At 69.1% G+C, this 14,579-nt stretch carries 20 protein-coding genes; 2 read left to right on the top strand and 18 right to left on the bottom strand.

The genetic code is table 11. The annotated features are described in order from the left end of the window. Nucleotides 1–245: 245 nt before the first annotated feature. The 18 genes from OHB21_RS19755 to OHB21_RS19670 all read right to left on the bottom strand — a co-directional run bounded on the left by OHB21_RS19755 (nucleotide 246) and on the right by OHB21_RS19670 (nucleotide 12,594). Nucleotides 246–602: an ASCH domain-containing protein gene (locus OHB21_RS19755; protein ID WP_328435528.1), complete on the bottom strand. Its 357-nt coding sequence runs from the start codon at nucleotides 600–602 to the stop codon at nucleotides 246–248. Between the two features lie 27 nt (nucleotides 603–629). Next, nucleotides 630–1,970 (bottom strand): DNA cytosine methyltransferase, encoded by a 1,341-nt coding sequence (locus OHB21_RS19750; protein ID WP_328435527.1) that lies wholly within the window; start codon nucleotides 1,968–1,970, stop codon nucleotides 630–632. Between the two features lie 27 nt (nucleotides 1,971–1,997). Continuing rightward, nucleotides 1,998–2,741: a DUF2637 domain-containing protein gene (locus OHB21_RS19745; RefSeq protein ID WP_328435526.1), complete on the bottom strand. Its 744-nt coding sequence runs from the start codon at nucleotides 2,739–2,741 to the stop codon at nucleotides 1,998–2,000. A 248-nt stretch (nucleotides 2,742–2,989) separates the two neighbouring features. Further along, the gene (locus OHB21_RS19740; protein ID WP_328435524.1) at nucleotides 2,990–3,385 is read right to left on the bottom strand and encodes a hypothetical protein; all 396 of its coding nucleotides are present in this window, start codon (nucleotides 3,383–3,385) and stop codon (nucleotides 2,990–2,992) included. A gap of 42 nt (nucleotides 3,386–3,427) precedes the next feature. Beyond that, the gene (locus OHB21_RS19735) at nucleotides 3,428–4,423 is read right to left on the bottom strand and encodes a toprim domain-containing protein (protein ID WP_328435523.1); all 996 of its coding nucleotides are present in this window, start codon (nucleotides 4,421–4,423) and stop codon (nucleotides 3,428–3,430) included. A gap of 65 nt (nucleotides 4,424–4,488) precedes the next feature. Further along, nucleotides 4,489–4,950 (bottom strand): hypothetical protein, encoded by a 462-nt coding sequence (locus tag OHB21_RS19730; protein ID WP_328435522.1) that lies wholly within the window; start codon nucleotides 4,948–4,950, stop codon nucleotides 4,489–4,491. A 2-nt stretch (nucleotides 4,951–4,952) separates the two neighbouring features. Then, nucleotides 4,953–6,482 (bottom strand): hypothetical protein, encoded by a 1,530-nt coding sequence (locus OHB21_RS19725; protein WP_328435521.1) that lies wholly within the window; start codon nucleotides 6,480–6,482, stop codon nucleotides 4,953–4,955. 24 nt (nucleotides 6,483–6,506) lie between these two features. After that, nucleotides 6,507–6,923 carry a hypothetical protein gene (locus OHB21_RS19720; protein WP_328435520.1) on the bottom strand — a complete coding sequence of 139 codons (417 nt, stop codon included), beginning with the start codon at nucleotides 6,921–6,923 and terminating at the stop codon, nucleotides 6,507–6,509. A gap of 29 nt (nucleotides 6,924–6,952) precedes the next feature. Continuing rightward, nucleotides 6,953–7,567 carry a hypothetical protein gene (locus tag OHB21_RS19715; RefSeq protein ID WP_328435519.1) on the bottom strand — a complete coding sequence of 205 codons (615 nt, stop codon included), beginning with the start codon at nucleotides 7,565–7,567 and terminating at the stop codon, nucleotides 6,953–6,955. A gap of 21 nt (nucleotides 7,568–7,588) precedes the next feature. Next, nucleotides 7,589–9,565: a type IV secretory system conjugative DNA transfer family protein gene (locus OHB21_RS19710; RefSeq protein ID WP_328435518.1), complete on the bottom strand. Its 1,977-nt coding sequence runs from the start codon at nucleotides 9,563–9,565 to the stop codon at nucleotides 7,589–7,591. Next, nucleotides 9,562–10,599: a hypothetical protein gene (locus OHB21_RS19705; RefSeq protein WP_328435517.1), complete on the bottom strand. Its 1,038-nt coding sequence runs from the start codon at nucleotides 10,597–10,599 to the stop codon at nucleotides 9,562–9,564. Before OHB21_RS19705 ends, OHB21_RS19710 begins: the two co-directional genes overlap by 4 nt. Then, nucleotides 10,596–11,006, bottom strand: coding sequence for an RRQRL motif-containing zinc-binding protein (locus OHB21_RS19700; RefSeq protein WP_328435515.1), 411 nt, complete (start codon nucleotides 11,004–11,006; stop codon nucleotides 10,596–10,598). Before OHB21_RS19700 ends, OHB21_RS19705 begins: the two co-directional genes overlap by 4 nt. Continuing rightward, complete coding sequence (locus OHB21_RS19695; protein WP_328435513.1) at nucleotides 11,003–11,275, bottom strand: hypothetical protein; 273 nt, start codon at nucleotides 11,273–11,275, stop codon at nucleotides 11,003–11,005. The genes OHB21_RS19700 and OHB21_RS19695 overlap by 4 nt, the downstream gene beginning before the upstream one ends. Then, complete coding sequence (locus tag OHB21_RS19690) at nucleotides 11,275–11,577, bottom strand: hypothetical protein (RefSeq protein WP_328435512.1); 303 nt, start codon at nucleotides 11,575–11,577, stop codon at nucleotides 11,275–11,277. Before OHB21_RS19690 ends, OHB21_RS19695 begins: the two co-directional genes overlap by 1 nt. Nucleotides 11,578–11,630: 53 nt before the next feature. Then, nucleotides 11,631–11,999 carry a hypothetical protein gene (locus OHB21_RS19685; RefSeq protein ID WP_328435510.1) on the bottom strand — a complete coding sequence of 123 codons (369 nt, stop codon included), beginning with the start codon at nucleotides 11,997–11,999 and terminating at the stop codon, nucleotides 11,631–11,633. Next, the gene (locus OHB21_RS19680; RefSeq protein WP_328435508.1) at nucleotides 11,996–12,127 is read right to left on the bottom strand and encodes a hypothetical protein; all 132 of its coding nucleotides are present in this window, start codon (nucleotides 12,125–12,127) and stop codon (nucleotides 11,996–11,998) included. Before OHB21_RS19680 ends, OHB21_RS19685 begins: the two co-directional genes overlap by 4 nt. 21 nt (nucleotides 12,128–12,148) lie before the next feature. Beyond that, complete coding sequence (locus OHB21_RS19675) at nucleotides 12,149–12,421, bottom strand: hypothetical protein (RefSeq protein WP_328435506.1); 273 nt, start codon at nucleotides 12,419–12,421, stop codon at nucleotides 12,149–12,151. Beyond that, the gene (locus tag OHB21_RS19670) at nucleotides 12,418–12,594 is read right to left on the bottom strand and encodes a helix-turn-helix domain-containing protein (protein WP_328435505.1); all 177 of its coding nucleotides are present in this window, start codon (nucleotides 12,592–12,594) and stop codon (nucleotides 12,418–12,420) included. Before OHB21_RS19670 ends, OHB21_RS19675 begins: the two co-directional genes overlap by 4 nt. Before the next feature lie 187 nt (nucleotides 12,595–12,781). On the opposite strand from OHB21_RS19670, the gene OHB21_RS19665 reads away from it, so the two are divergent. Together OHB21_RS19665 and OHB21_RS19660 are read left to right on the top strand one after the other, a co-directional pair. Continuing rightward, nucleotides 12,782–13,627 carry a GntR family transcriptional regulator gene (locus OHB21_RS19665; RefSeq protein ID WP_328435504.1) on the top strand — a complete coding sequence of 282 codons (846 nt, stop codon included), beginning with the start codon at nucleotides 12,782–12,784 and terminating at the stop codon, nucleotides 13,625–13,627. 10 nt (nucleotides 13,628–13,637) lie between these two features. Beyond that, nucleotides 13,638–14,579, top strand: coding sequence for a glycosyltransferase family 2 protein (locus OHB21_RS19660; RefSeq protein ID WP_328435503.1), 942 nt, complete (start codon nucleotides 13,638–13,640; stop codon nucleotides 14,577–14,579).

Below are 14,579 nucleotides of genomic sequence, written 5' to 3'. Positions count from 1 at the left end.
GCGAAGCGGAAGAGAGTTGGGAAGCCGAGGGGGGAGGGGCAGCGCCAAACACCCCAGCTCAGCTGGGGTTTCGGGACCGGTACGCCGGGACTATGCCGGGACCACACAAGTCCCGGCATAGTCCCGGCTTTGTCCCGGCATAGTCCCGGTCAAGTCCCGGCTGAAATCTCTTGCACAGCACACGAAAACGCCCGCCAGGCGTGCGCCTGGCGGGCGTTGGGTGCGGTCGGTGGGCGGCGGCTGGTTCAGTCGTCGTGCGGCGTGAGGTAGCGCCATTCGATGCGGGTGACGGTGGTGTCGGGTCGGCATCCTCGGTGGGTGGCGCAGAAGAACTCGATGAACTCGGGGATGCTCATGTCGGGGAATCCCTCGGCGGTGAGGTCGGTGTGGGTGATCGCGGCGAGCGGTTCGCGGCGGGTACTGAGGATCTCGACATCGGTGAGGCGGATCAGAGGTTCGCCGTGGCGGCGGCCCATGACTTTGCGGCACAGGGTGATTCGTTCGCCGGGCTGGAGCATGGTCCAGCCGAGTCGGCGTGTGACGGTCTTGGTGCGGGCGCGGACTTGGGGTTCGGTCAGGGAGACCGACATCAGGCGGGGCATCGGCGGTGTCCTTCTTTCTCGTTGTGGTCAGGCGGCGGTGCTGGCGTGGTGTCCGAGGGCTTCGGCGACGGCGCCGACGAGGTCGCGGGCGGCGGGTGGGGTGACGGCGTTTCCGGCGAGGCGGACTTGTTCGCGGCGGGTGCCGAGCATCAGGTAGTCGCGGTCGAAGGCCATGGCCTGTTTGATCTCGTAGGGTTCGAGCATCCGGAATTCGCAGTCCTCGACCCGCGCGGCGGGGATGGTGAGGCCGTGGTGGTTGCCCGCGGCGGCGATGGTGTCGAGTGGTTCGTGCACCGATTTCGCCGTGTTGTGGTTACGCAAGGGCACGACCATGGCCCACCGGTCGCGGGTGGTCATGGTGCCGTGCGCGGCGCTGGTGGCGCGTGGTGTGCCGTTGCCGTAATACGGGACGAGTACGGCGGTTTCGGAGCGGGCCGTCCTCGTGCGCATCGGCGCGCGGGTCGGCTGCGCGGTCTTGCCGTCGCGGCCTTCGACCGGAACGAGCAGCGATCCGGCGAATTTGGCGAGGCCGGCTTCGATGCGGGCGATCGTCTTGGGCGCCAACGGTTTGGTGCGGTCGCCGATGCGTTGACCGCGCAGGTTCCAGTCGATCGCGGTCGCGGCGGGCAGCCAGTCGGGTTCGACGATGGTGTTGCGGCAGCGCGTCGACGGGCACCGCCACAGGTATTGGGCGCGGTAGCGGCCCCACGCCCGGGCCGGGTTCTTCCACGCCTGCACCGCGGACACGGTGCGATCGCACGTCGGGCACCAGACGGTCGGACGAGTCCAGCGGTCCAGGTCGGGGGTGTGGTCGCCGCGGCGCCAGAACACGACGTAGAGACGGTCGCGGGACTGGGGTGCGGGGTCGCCGCCAGCGCGGGCGTGCATGGAGTTGAGGTAGACGGTGCGGTACTGGTAGCCGAGTGCGGTCATGGCCGACAGCCAGGCCGGGAACAGGATCCAGCGGGCGGCATCGACGACGTTCTCGACGATGATCGCGCGGTAGCGGTGGTGCTCGGTGAAACGGACGACGTCCCACATGGTCGCTCGCGAGCGGTCGGCGGCCTCGTCGGGCAGGATCTCGCCGAACAGGTCGGGCGTGGCGTCGACGTCGCGGCGCCGACCACGCGCGACCGAATGGTTGGTGCATTCCGGGCTCGCCCACAACAGATCGGTGGTCGGGTAGCGGCGCGGGTCGACCTGGGACAGGTCCGCGCAGTCGTGGTCGGTGTTCGGGTGGTTGCTGCTGTGAGTCTCCACCGCCAGCGGCCAGTGATTCGCCGCGAGACGAACCACAACTCCGGGAGTTTGGACGGCGCCGCTGCTGGAGCCGCCCGCGCCAGCGAACAGGTCGGTCATGGTGAGCATGGTTATCCTTCGGCTATCTCGTTGTGGTCAGGGTCGGCCCGCGATGAGGCGGAGTCCGGGGTCGGTGTCGCCGGGGTTGTCGCTGGTGCGGTGGCGGGCGATGATCTTGGCGACGGTGGCGTGGTGCAGGCCGACTTCGGCGCCGATCTCGCGGGTGGAGTGGCCTTGGTCGGCGAGGGCGAGGATGCGGGTGTCGCGGTCGACCGGTGGTGTGGTGTCGCCTGCTGTCGCCGGACTGTTGGGCGGTGTCGCGTGGGTGTCGCCTGCTGTCGCTTCGCTGCCGCCTGCCGTCGCCTCGGTGTCGCCGGGTGTTGCCGAGCTATCGGCGTTCGTCTCCGTAATCCTGCCGACCTGGGTGGGGAGGGTGGTGTGGGTCGGGTCGGGTTGGCTGGGGACTTCCAGCAGTGCGGTGAGTCCGTGGGTCGCGGCCAGGCCGGCGACGGGGGCGGCGCCGGCGACGCAGGCGGCGATCATGGCGGGCAGCACGCGTTGCCCGGATTCGGCTGCGTGCAGGCCGTTTCCGATGATGGACACCAGTTCGGCGAGGATGACTTGTGCCCAGAAGAACACGGTGGTCGCGGTCGGGACGGTGACGCCGGACTTGCGGCGGCGCTGGAGCGAGACCAGGGCGACCGTCGCCTGGATGATCGCGCCGTCGACGATGACCGGGCCGATCCAGGCGAGTCGGGGCGTGATTCCGGCCATGACCGATAGATCGGAGAGCGCGGCGAAGCTCCAGGCGAACGCTCCGGCGCCGATTACGACTGTCATGAGCAGTGCGGTGATTTCGGCAGGGTCGAACCGGCGATGCGACGCCGGGGCGACAGTGGTGTCGCCCGCTGTCGCCGGACCGGTGGGCGGTGTCGCGTGGGTGTCGCCTGCTGTCGCTGGGGGCGACGGAGGTGTCGCGGGCATCGGGTGGGTCCTCTCGGATCGGTCCTGTCGGACGGTGGATTCGAGGGGCCGAAGACACGCGCTTGCGGGGTGTCTCCGGCCGTCTCGGGTCGGTCGCACGAAGTTCAGGCGACGGGCGTGGGGGTGTAGCTGGCGGTGAACGCGCGGGCCTTCGGGTAGTCGGGGTCGGGTCCGGTGAAGGTCACGGCGAGCTGTGCGCCGACTTCGAACTCGGCGTCTCCGGCGGCTTCGAGGGCCGCGCCGATGGCCTGTTCCATCCGCCAGGACACGAACAGCAGCCGCGGCCCGCGCGTGGTGTCGAGGGTGATGACGAGCTGGGTGACGGGCTGGCCGTTGTCGTCGAGTTCGACCTCGCCGGGCGCGCCGCCGTACTTGAGTTTGGGCTCTTCGGTGATCGCGACGATGCGGCCGGTGACGGTGGTGCCGGGCGGGGTCGACTTGGTGAACGCGGCCGGCGGGCGAGTCGCGCGACGGAACCGGTCGGTAAGCGTGTTGGTCATGAGTATCTCCTTCTCAGGGTTTGGGGTGAATCATGTTGTGGTTCAGCGGGTTCGGGTGCGGTCGGGTCGAAACGACCGCTCCTGCTGCTGGTGGTGGGGTGAGAGCTGGCGGTAGTGGCGGTCCAGGAACGGCACCGGTTCCAGGTCGCTCAGCTCGTAGCCGGCGTCGAAGTGGTCGGACAGGTCCTTGCCGCCGCGGGCCTGGAGCACGCGGACCTCGCCGACCCTGTCGGCCAGGGAGGCGGCGACCTTGTCGGCGTGGCGGTATCCGGGCTGGTCAAGGTCGGCGACCACGATCACGCGGGCGGCGCCGCGCAGCCACTTCGCGTGCTCGGGGGTCCATTTCCCGGCGCCCATCGCGTTGCACGTCGCGATCAACCCGGTCCGGTTGGCGCGCCGCACGTCCTTCTCGCCCTCGACCACGAAGATCTCGCGGCCGGTGTCGAGGGCTTCCCGGATGTCGGCGAGCTTCCACGGCAGCGGGGCGAAACCGCCGCGCTCCCACTTGGTTCCGGTCCATCGGGCTTGCCAGAATCCCTTGGCGTGCCCGTGCTCGTGCGGGGTGTGCACGCGGTGCACCGCGCCCTCGATGCGGCCGTCGGGCCACCGGTAGATGTAGGAGTCCTCCGTGCGCGAGGGCCCGGTCTGGGCTCCCAGATAGCGCTTGTGCGGCATGGGGAACCGGGCGGCCAGAATGGCCCGTTCGACCGGTGAGGCGACCTGCCCCGGCGTGCGGCCAGCGGGGCGGGCGGGCCGCCCGCCAGCGGTGTGCTGGCGGGCGAACCCGTTGCTACCGCGTTCGGGCAGCCGGTCGAACATGTCCCGCACCCTCAACCCGACCCGCGCCAGGACATCGGCGTCGTCGCACCGCGTTCCGGAGAAGCAGCGCACGATCGTCTTGGCCTGTTTCGGGTCGTAACGCACCCCCAGCGACGGGGTGTGCGGTCGGCCGTCGCCCTCGTGGACCGGGCACAGGTACCGCTGCCAGGACTCCGGGACACCGTTGCCCTTGCCGGGACCGTAACCACCACGCTCCAACGCGTCGATGATCGTTTCCCAGCTCCGGCCTGACCGGTGTTGGTGCTGCGAGTGCGGGTCCATGACTACCGCTCCCGCGTCACCTGCGACCGCGGCGTCAACGCCTCAACGCCGTCCGGTCGCGCCGATGCCGGGTACTCGCGCCCGGTCGTGCGGCCGTCGAACACCACCGTTCCGTCCCATTCGACGTAGCCGGCCGAGATTTGGCGCAGCCGGGGGTCGCGCTGGAACGCCAACTCGGTCGCCTGCTCACGGCTGCGGTCTTCGACCGTGCTCGGATAGTCCGGGTAGGAGCGCTGTTCGTCACGCGCGGCCAGCGCATCAGACGGCCAACGCCGGTACTGGATGTCGAACTCGACCAGCTCGTCCCATTCCTGGCGGAACGGCCCCGAGCGCCACCGCGAGGCCACCTCCGCACCGCGCTTGCGTGCTTGGGCGTGCTCGTCCGCCGGAGAGATCGGGGTGTCGACTGTCGCCGCGTACTCGCGGAAGTCGGCGCGCATAGCGTCTTCGTGTTCGCGTTCCATGGTTATCGGCTCCTCTCGTATCCGTTGCGGCCGTTGTTGTTTCGGGTCGCGGTCTCGGTGGTGCGGTCGGCGGTGTCGTGGGGTCGGGGCCAGGGCTGGGTGTGCTCGCCCTCGGTGCGCTGCGACCTCGTGGGGGTACTGGTGTCGGGCGGCTGGTCCCCGCCGCGGTGCTGGTCGGCCTGGCGTTCGCGCGAGCCGTAGCGGTCGGCGGGGTGGGTGCGCTCGGCGAGCTTGGCGACGGCCTGGTCGCGTTCGCGCTTGTACCGGTCGCGGTCGTCGATGGCCTCGAACAACTTGTCCAGGGTTTGCTGCTGGTCGGGGCGCTGGTCGAGTTCGGCGGCCAGGCGCAGGTTGCGGTTCTTTAGCCGGTCCTCACGCGCCTGGGCTTCGGTGAGCTGCTCGCGCAACGCGTCCCGGTCGGTGGTGACCGCGTCCAGACCGCGTTGCAGCACGGCGACCTTGCGCTCCAGCGCGGCCAGCCGGTCGGTATCCGGCGCGCCCTCGGCACGCCCGGACTCCGACGCCACTGCGGATTCCGGCCTGCTGGTGCGCTCCTGGTCGGGTCCCGGACGGTCTGGCTGCGGTGCGGCGTCCTTGACCACCCGCAGCCGCGGCTCGCCCTCCGGCGGCTCACGATCCGGCCGCGTCTCGCCGGCCTTGCGGACGGTGGTTTCGCGGGCGATGCGCAGCGACTGCTCGACCTGGTCGCGGACCTGGTCCGGGGTCCCGGCCCGCTGGTAGGCCCAGCGGCCGTTCCGGTCCTGGATCTCGGCGGTCAGGGTCGCGCTCGGGCTCCACTCGGAACGTCCGATGCTGCCCCGCACCCACTCCAGCGCCGCGTCCTGGGAGGCGAACCGGTCGGTCGTGATCGCCTTGACGCCCTCGTGGGTGCGCCAGGTCAGCCACGCCTCGTACGGGCGGTCGGCCGTGCGCGTCGGCTGGGTGCGCACCTGTTCGGCGAGCGCCTGCGTCCGCGGCTGGTGGTAGCTGTAGCCGTGACGGACCGCGTCGCGGTCGATGCCCAGGTCGCGGGCGGTGCGGGCGAGGTGTGCCCGGTACTGCAACGCGTCGATGCCTTTCACCTTGTGGGCGCGGGCGAACAGCTGGCCGGGCTCGTAGTCGGGCCAGGTGGTGGCGGCGTCGATCCCGTCCAGCGCGATACCGCGCTCGACCTCGGTCAGCCGGCCGTTGGTGACGAAACGGGCGCGCAGGTCGTCGGCGTGCTCGGCGAGCGCGTGGGCGTCGCGGGCGCGGCGGGTGTGGTCGACGGTCGGGTCGTTCGCGCGCTGCGCGACGGCCAGCGAGTGGGCCCGGTAGCGGTCGATCGACTGCTGGGTCCAGGTCAGCTGGTTGGCGCGGTCGGCGTCCTGGCGGCGCAGCTCCTCGCGCCAGGACCGCTTGATCAGCTTGCGCACCCGGCGCCGCTCCAGCCAAGTGGTGGCCTGGGCGTGGTGGGACAGGGCGGCCCGCATCGCGTGCAGGAATTTGCGGCCCTCGTCGGCGAGTTCGTCCTCGACACTTCGTTCGGACATGAATAGTTCCTTCCTTGTGGCGGTTCAGCGGTCGCGAGTGATCTCGCGCCGCGGGGACATCGGGGCTTGGCCGGCGTCGGTGCGGCCGAGCAGCTGGTCACGCTGGTTGGCGGCCGGGCCGGTGAGCATCAGCCGCGACGCCGGGTCCAGGGCCTGATCGATCTCGCGGCGCGCCCGGTCCATCTGCTCGGCCGCCGCCCGCACGTGGGCGGTGACCTGCGCGAGCGCGTCGTCGGGGCGGATCGGGGCGCCGAAGTGATCGGTCGTCGCGGTCGCGGGGTCGACGCGCTGGTAGCGCTCCAGCGCCGCCTGCGTCGCGGCGGTCACCTCGTCGATCCGTCCCGCCAGCAGGTGCAGCCGGTGATAGCTGTCCTTCAAGCTCGGCGGGATCTCGTGGTATCCCTCCTCGCCACTGGCGGAGTGGATGTCGTTGTGGTTCATGGTGTTTCGGTGTTCCTTCTCAACGGGGGTTATTGGGTTGCGGTGCGGGTGGTTTCGGTGCGCTGCCGAGCGCGGTCGAGGCGGGTGACGACGCTGCGGGTGGCGCGGACGGTGCCGCCGATGACGGTGGCAACGGCGCGGGCGAGTAGCGAGGCGGTGGCGGCGGCCAGGTGGGCGAGCGGGGGCCGGTAGGCGGCGTGCCAGGCCAGGAACGCGACCCATCCGGCGGCGTAGACGGCGAGCGGGGCGGCCACTATGCCCGGCTGGCCGTTGGTCAGCGCGACGGCGGCGATGACCACAAGCAGGGAGCCGGGCAGCGCGGTCCGCGCCCACCGCGGCACGCGCCGCCGGCGCGGCGCGGTGACGGTCACGGCCTGCGGGCGCAGCGCGGGCACCAGGTGCTCGTCCTCGACCGGCACCGCCGGCGCGGTGTCCTTGACCAGGCGCAGCCGCGGCCGGGACGGTTCCCGCTGCGCGACCGGCTCCACGGGTGCGGTGTTGTCGGGGGTGTGGGGGTGGGCGGCGGCCAGGCCGGCGAGGAAGTCCTCGGCCTCGTCGATCAGCTGTTCGGCGGCCTGGTCGACGGGGTCGCGGCGGGGGTCGGGCTCGTCGGGGTCGTTGTCGAAGTTGCGGGCGATACGCATGCGGGTTGTTCTCCAGTTCTGTTACGCGGCAGCCGTTTTCACGGTCGCCGTGGTCGTGGCGGTGTTGGTGGTGGCGGGTGTGGTGCCCGGCAGGGGACGCAGCTGGGTGCGGTCGACGGGCACGACGCGCCCGTAGAAGGCGTGGCCGGCCTTGGCGTAGACGACTTCGCCGGTGGCGAGCTGGCGCACCCGGTCGGGGTCGACGAGCCACTGCTCGCCGAAGCTGATCTGGCCCTCGTCGCCGTGGCGCTGCCCCTTGATCAGGTGACGGCTCGGCAGTGCGCGGCGCACGCTGCCGAAGTGCTTGCACAGCTCGCCGGCGTTCTCGCTGTAGCCGATGACCACACCGCCCGCGCACGCCTTCAGCAGCCGGTTGAGCGACCACTGATCCCGCGCCAGTCCTTCGGCGGACTGGGCGGCGAAGGTGACTGAAACGCCCTGCGAGCGTCCACGTTCGGCGACCTGCTCCAGCCCGAGCGAACCCTGCGCGGTCGCCACGGCTGAGGCCTCGTCGATGATCACCGTGACCGAGCGGCGGTCGTCGGCGGTGGTGCGGCCCGCGCGCTGCATGACCATGCGGATGATCGCGGCGACCTGGGCGCGGCCGGCGTCGGCGTCCATGCCGGGCACGGTCGCGAACAACACGTCCATCTCGTCGAGATCGCGGCCGCCGTCGAACACCATCGCTCCGTTGTGGTCGCGGAGCTGGTCGAACAAGTTCGACATTTTGATCAGGGCGTCGTCGAGCTGGGGGACCTTCTCGGCCTGCAAGGCCCGTACCTGGCGGATCACGTCCGGCGCCCCGCCCCACGCGTCGATCAGCACCTGCTCGTTGAGCCGGGCCAGGAACTCCCCGGAACTGCGCGGCGGCCCGGACGGGGCGTCGATCACCAGCGAGACGATCCGCTTGCGCATCTCGTCGAAGTGCTGGCCCTCCGAGGTGGTGGACTCCCCGGCGACCATCAGGTCGGTCAGCACCGCGCGCAGGTCGCGGGCGGGCATGTCCCACACGTTCAGGCGGTCCCCGCCGGGCACGACCATCCCGATCCGCTCCCGGGCGATCCCGAGCGCGAGCGCGTCGTCGCGCAGGACCTCGCCGAGCTTGCGGTCGTCCTCGCCGCCCTTGCACGCGATCATGACCAGCAGCGGGCGCGGGTGACGCGCGCGCATCTTCGGCACGTCGCGCCAGCGCTGCCACGCCTCCCACTCGCTGGTCAGGATCGCCAGCGCGTGCCGCTCCAACATCGTGGTCTTGCCCGCGCCGGTGGTGGCGACGATGGCCATGTGGCGGCGCACCTCGGTGTGCGGGATCGTCAGCCACTGCTGGTAGCGGGCGGTCAGCGACCGCCACACACCCAGCGGCGCCGCCGAGACGTGCTCGGCCAGCACCCCCAGCACGACATCGCTGCCCGAGGTGAAGGGGGCGCCGGCCTTCGCCGCCCGCGCCGCCGCACGCCCGCGGCGGGCGACCATCGCGGCCTTGGACCGCTCGGTGCGCGCCAACGACTTCTGACCCACCGAGTTGTTCTTGATCAGGAAGTTGGCCCACCACCAGGCGGCGAGCAGCATGCCCGCGGGCATCGCCACCACCAGCATCGGCGCCAGACCCGACCAGTCCCCCGCGGCCAGAGTGTCCGCGCCCGACCACAGCAGCGACAACGGCGTCGACCACTCTCCGGTCGTCATCGCCGAGGTGACCGGCAGCACGAACGCGGCCATCGCGAAGTTCCGCAACCGGGCCGGGTCCAGCGGCCGGGCCGCGGCGACCGCGACAGTCATGATCAGGATCGCGATCGTCGCGGTCGCGATGATCGCCGAGTTCCCCGCGATCGCGGTCAACCCGGCCGCATCGGGCAGGTTCCACTGCTCGACCGGCGGCGGGGCGGGCAGCTCCGGGAAACCGGGCGGCGCCTCCGGCGTGACCGTCGGCACCGCCTCCGGCGCGGCGGTCGCGGTCGGACCGCAATCGGACGGAGTGAGAATCGGTGCGCAGCTCATGATGCTTCCCTGGTGACGTGCAGCCCGCGGCGCGCGGCACGCGCGGCGGCCTTCTTCGAGTTCTTCTCGGCCAGCCACTTCGACCACTGGTCGTCGAAGTCCTGAACAACCAAATCCATTGCCAGCGCCGAGAATTCGGTCGGCAGCCGTTCCGCGGCGGCGTGCACGCCGTCGATCACCGCCGCCGAGCGGCACAGGTAGAGCAGCCCGACACACGGGTCCGGTTCGGCGTCCCGCGCCGCCCGGATCGCGCCCCGCAACGCGACATCCATCGCCTCGCCGCCCTTGCGGGTCAGCTCCACCTCCAACGCCCACCACTGGCGGCCCTCACGGGTGTGGCGCAGGAACCGGCCATCATGCACGTGCGGGCGATCCGCCGCCGGCGCGCGGCCGGTGCTGACCTGCCCGTCCCGCACCGCCAGCTCGGCGTCATGACGCAGACGCCGCTCCGAAATCCAGCGCTGCGGGTCCGCGCCGACCAGCATGATCCGCGCCTGCGCCACCGACCGATAGTGATTGGCATACATCAGCGGCGGCGTCCAGTCCTTCGGCCGCCACCCCAGATACCGCGCCGCCGTATCCCGCGTCGGCACAACCCATTTCGCGCCCGGCTGCACCTGCTCCAACGGCCGCACCAACCGCGCCCGCTCCAACTCCGCCACCAACACATACGTGTGATTGCGAGCCGTACCCAGAAAATGAGCCAACACGTCGAGCTGCATCCCGTGCATCTCCACCAACGCCGCCACCGCCGCACTCCGCCGACCCGTCAACGAGGCGGCGCGCTTCGGCTCACGCAGCATGTCCTGCACGGTGGAACGGGGCAGCCCGAGGATTCGGCCGGTCTCCGCGTGGCTGTGCCCGTTGGCGCGCAGGGCGGCGGCCTCGCCGAGGATGGCTTCGACCTTGCGGGCGGAGATCCCGAGTGTCGTGGCGATGTCGCGGTAGGACATGCCCCGGTCCCGCAGTCCGCCGACCAGTTCGGCGCGGTGCGCCAACTCCAGCTCGGCGTACTTCTTCTTGTTGTGGTTCATCGACTTCGCTCCCTTCCCTGCCGCTCCTGGGTCGGCCGGTCGCGCTGAGCGCGCCGCGCCGCCAGATCACGGCGGGCCTGTTCGATCAGCTCGCGCATATCGGTGGCGTCGATCCCGCGGCGCTCGGTCGCCTCCGCCGACCGCGTCCACCGCGCGATCCGCAACGCCTCCAACTGCGCCGGGCTCGGCTCCCGCTTGGGCACCGCCGACTCCGAGTCGTAGAGGTAGGCGCGCATCGGGCCACGCGACCCGCCCCGCGCCCGCAACACCTGCGCCTCGTACTCCCCACCCGGCCGCAAACCCTTCTCGGCCAACTGATTCCGAGTCCGCAGATGCGCCGGGGCCATCCGCCACGGCCACGTCGGCAACCCGAACCGCGTCCCCTCCGGATCCAGAAACCGGCTCATCGCGACCGCTCGATCCCCCGCGACGCGCGCCCCTTCACGGCAGCCAAGTACCGCGCCAGCGCCGCGTCGGTCTCCGCGCGCACCGTGGTCCGGTCGGCCTTGATCGCAGCCAACTTCGACAGCTCGGCCGAGGAGTCCGCGAAGTCGCGGCGCTCCATCGACGCCCACGCCGCGGCGTTGATGTCATCGAGCAAGTCCTCGACCGTCGCCAGACGCTTGTACTCCGCCCAGCTCTCCCGCCACGGCAGGCGTTCCACGCTCTCGGCCATCACCGCACCTCCTGCGGCAACTGCTCACGCGGAACGCACGAACCCGGACGCTCGGCCGGCACACCCGCATCCGCCGAACGGCAGACATTCGGGCTCGGCACGTAGTCCTGGTAGTCCACCCACGCGACCGAGCACCCCACCATCGCGACCGCCAGCAACAGACCCATCACCACGGCCTGCACACCCAACGGCAGCGCCCTCAGCGGCGCATACACCGCCCACGGCGACGTGAACTCCGGCCCCGCAAGCGAATCCAGCGTGTGATGACCAACATTGCGATCCGCCCGATCCAGCCGGTCCACGCGAGTGACCGCGTACCCCCGCGGCAACCGATCCGGCAACTGATCCCGACGCATCACCGCGACCGCCTCCGATCCAGACGATCGGACTCGACCTGCGCGACCTGCTCGGCCGGCGGGTACTCGCGGACCTTGACCGCCGACGCGCGCGCCAGCTCCAGCCAGCCCGACACGGTCTGCGTCCATCCAGCAGCGGTATCGAGACGGTTGGTCGTCGACTCCACGTTGACTTCGCCGAACTCGTCCGGCAGGAACTTGTACCCGCTGGGCTTGTCGTAGCGGCCCTCGTTCGCCGCCGACTGCAACGCGCGGTAGCGGGCCTGCAAGGCGACCATCCGCAACCGCAGCATCTCCTGCGCGCGGATGATGTCGTCGAGCTCGTCGTTCAGCTCGACCGGATCATGGAACGGCTCGGGCGCGTTCATCGCCGTACCCCCATCCGGCGCGGGCGCATCCGCCACAGCGCAACCGCGCCGAGCAGCATCACCACGAAACCGACCACATCCGGCGCCGTCAGCAGCAGATAACCCACCGCCACCGCACCGATCGCCATGAAGAACGTCCGCGGCCGCATTTACTGTTCACCGCCCTTGCGCCGGCCGCCGCGCTCGCGGCGCGCCTTGGCCGACTTCAACGCCAGCCGCGTGTAGTGCGCGCGGCGCGCGTGCTCGGCCCGGTAGGCGCGGTCCTCGGGGCTCAACAGCCCGTCCGGATCGACCAACCGCTCGAACTTGGTGGTCAGCGCCTCACGCGCCTTCGCGGTCCGCGCCGCACGGTCCGCCGTACGCGCCCACGACTCGTACGCGGCGATCCGCGCCTGCAACGTCCGCTCGGTCGGCGTGCTCATGCCGCACCACCGGTGGTCTTGCGGACGGGCTTGACCAGTGCCAAGACCTCGTTCTGGTCAACGCGGATGGCGAAGTCACCGACGCGGTAGGCCGGCACCTTCTCCTCATCGATCCAGCGTCGGAGCGTCTTGGGCGAGACCCCGATCAGGCCGGCCGCGTACGTCACGGTCACGAGGTTTTCCCTCGGTTGGGTCGAGTGCTGACTGTGCATACCGATGTCCTCCTTGAGACTCCCCCGTGGCTCCCTGTGTGACCACGGTTACCTATGCAGGTCTATAGTGACCCAACCTCCCTAGGCACGTCAATAGATCTGGTGGGTTGCTCATGGAAGCGAGATGGCGGGCCTCTAGGCTGGACAAATGACCGCGATTGATCCAGAGGACCCGAGGCCAGCGCGGCGACAGCTGGCCGACATGCTGCGGGCGGCGATCCTTACCGGAAAACTCAAGCCCGGCGAGAAACTCCCATCTGGCCCACAGCTGGTTAGGCAGTACGGGGTCGCCAAGGCGACCGCAGAACAAGCTATCCGCATCCTGAAGGACGAAGATCTTGTTGTCTCACGGACTGGAAGCGGCGTGTTCGTCCGGCAGCGCACAGAGAAGCCAGTGGGCCTACGCCCTCATCTGGAGAGAGCATTCGCAGAGCCGAACGTCACGATCGACTTTGCAGGATTCTCGGGCGAAACTCTGCACGGTGCTATATCAGAGCCCCTAGACAAAATTAGAGACGGCAGATTCCGCCCGGACTCGATCACTGTCCGAATCCTGGTACCTGACCCGGATATTCCATGGTCCCTGCCATCGCGCGCAGATGACCTTTCCGACAGTCCAGCCTTCCGCAAGCGGATGGCGCGAATAATGGAGCGGCACACGTTCGGAATTCTCGACGAAGTCAAGGAGCTGCACGACCTCGGCCTTGTCGAGTCTGCAACGGCGCAGGCACGCGTATACCCAGCTGTCTCGCTGTTCAAGATATACGTAATAAACACAACGGACCTGTTCTACGGATACTATCCGATCGAGAGGCATGATCTAGTCCTAGAGGGCGAGCCGACAACGATGCTGGATCTGACTGGCAAGAATACAGTCCTATTCCATATGGAACGCGATTCTGTCGACCCGGAGTCGTTCAAATCGCAGTTCATAGCACAATCACAGCAGTGGTTCGATAGCGCATGGAGTATTGGCCGCGAAATTCAACCTTAGGATGCATCTTATGCAAGGTCCACTGAGCCACCTCGGAATTGTTATTGTCACCTACAATAACGAGTCAGATTTGCCGCGATGCCTAGATTCCCTGCGCCAGTACGCGCCGGGCGCCCACATCGTGGTACGCGATTGCAGATCCACGGACAGCACCGTTGACCTAGCGAAGCAGCACCCGGCGGTCTCTCAGGTTCTTACGGGAGATAACGTCGGATTCGGCACTGCATGCAATGATGCTGCGCGGTCGATAGACCAGACTATCGAGTTTCTGCTGATCCTCAACCCGGATACTGAGATCGTGTTCGACCTGAGTGATCTCATCAGCCATGCTGCGGAGCTCGGCGACTTCGGATGCGTCGGGATTCAGCAGCGCTCGGCGTCCTCGCACGAGATCGTGTGGTCGTGGGATGAGTTCCCGTCGGTGGCGCTCGAATGGGACAAAGCCCGCGGGCGAAAAATACTCCAGCGCTCCCCGGAGGGGTACACCGACGACCGAGTCGTAGATTGGAACATGGGTGCCTTCATGCTATTTCGTCGCGAGTCCTTCGATGCAGTAGGCGGATTCGACGAACGATTCTTTATGTTCTGCGAAGAGATCGACCTCTGCATGAGGCTTTCCCTGACTGGGCGGAAGTCCTATTACGTCAATAACTTCCACTTCCTGCACGACCGGAGCGACAAGGCGTCGCTGTGGCGTGAGGTTCTGCGCCTGAATTCTCGACGGAAGTACGATGAGAAGTGGCTGTCTCGGTCTGCCACTCTAGCGTGCCAGACAGCACACACCTACCGGTGGATGCGGGACATGCTCTCACCGGGAAGCCCTCGCGACAGAAGACTTGCGGTTCCCCGGATACTAGCGACGTGGAATTTGGTGCGTGCGATAGTTCCGCCCGATCCCGCACAGTTCGACATCGACTCATGGCATGCAGTGGCACCCTTCTGGAGAAGCTGA

The organism is Nocardia puris, assembly GCF_036051655.1.
In the GTDB taxonomy this organism is placed as follows: domain Bacteria; phylum Actinomycetota; class Actinomycetes; order Mycobacteriales; family Mycobacteriaceae; genus Nocardia; species Nocardia puris.
The sequence above is the reverse complement of the archived record's forward strand: the minus strand, read 5'-3'. Positions and strand labels throughout refer to the sequence as shown.

Coding starts and splice junctions, on each gene's coding strand:
- OHB21_RS19755 (WP_328435528.1), bottom strand. CDS start 602: ATGCCCCGCCTGATGTCGGTCTCCCTGACCGAACCCCAAGTCCGCGCC.
- OHB21_RS19750 (WP_328435527.1), bottom strand. CDS start 1,970: ATGCTCACCATGACCGACCTGTTCGCTGGCGCGGGCGGCTCCAGCAGC.
- OHB21_RS19745 (WP_328435526.1), bottom strand. CDS start 2,741: ATGACAGTCGTAATCGGCGCCGGAGCGTTCGCCTGGAGCTTCGCCGCG.
- OHB21_RS19740 (WP_328435524.1), bottom strand. CDS start 3,385: ATGACCAACACGCTTACCGACCGGTTCCGTCGCGCGACTCGCCCGCCG.
- OHB21_RS19730 (WP_328435522.1), bottom strand. CDS start 4,950: ATGGAACGCGAACACGAAGACGCTATGCGCGCCGACTTCCGCGAGTAC.
- OHB21_RS19725 (WP_328435521.1), bottom strand. CDS start 6,482: ATGTCCGAACGAAGTGTCGAGGACGAACTCGCCGACGAGGGCCGCAAA.
- OHB21_RS19720 (WP_328435520.1), bottom strand. CDS start 6,923: ATGAACCACAACGACATCCACTCCGCCAGTGGCGAGGAGGGATACCAC.
- OHB21_RS19715 (WP_328435519.1), bottom strand. CDS start 7,567: ATGCGTATCGCCCGCAACTTCGACAACGACCCCGACGAGCCCGACCCC.
- OHB21_RS19710 (WP_328435518.1), bottom strand. CDS start 9,565: ATGAGCTGCGCACCGATTCTCACTCCGTCCGATTGCGGTCCGACCGCG.
- OHB21_RS19705 (WP_328435517.1), bottom strand. CDS start 10,599: ATGAACCACAACAAGAAGAAGTACGCCGAGCTGGAGTTGGCGCACCGC.
- OHB21_RS19700 (WP_328435515.1), bottom strand. CDS start 11,006: ATGAGCCGGTTTCTGGATCCGGAGGGGACGCGGTTCGGGTTGCCGACG.
- OHB21_RS19695 (WP_328435513.1), bottom strand. CDS start 11,275: ATGGCCGAGAGCGTGGAACGCCTGCCGTGGCGGGAGAGCTGGGCGGAG.
- OHB21_RS19685 (WP_328435510.1), bottom strand. CDS start 11,999: ATGAACGCGCCCGAGCCGTTCCATGATCCGGTCGAGCTGAACGACGAG.
- OHB21_RS19680 (WP_328435508.1), bottom strand. CDS start 12,127: ATGGCGATCGGTGCGGTGGCGGTGGGTTATCTGCTGCTGACGGCGCCG.
- OHB21_RS19675 (WP_328435506.1), bottom strand. CDS start 12,421: ATGAGCACGCCGACCGAGCGGACGTTGCAGGCGCGGATCGCCGCGTAC.
- OHB21_RS19665 (WP_328435504.1), top strand. CDS start 12,782: ATGACCGCGATTGATCCAGAGGACCCGAGGCCAGCGCGGCGACAGCTG.
- OHB21_RS19660 (WP_328435503.1), top strand. CDS start 13,638: ATGCAAGGTCCACTGAGCCACCTCGGAATTGTTATTGTCACCTACAAT.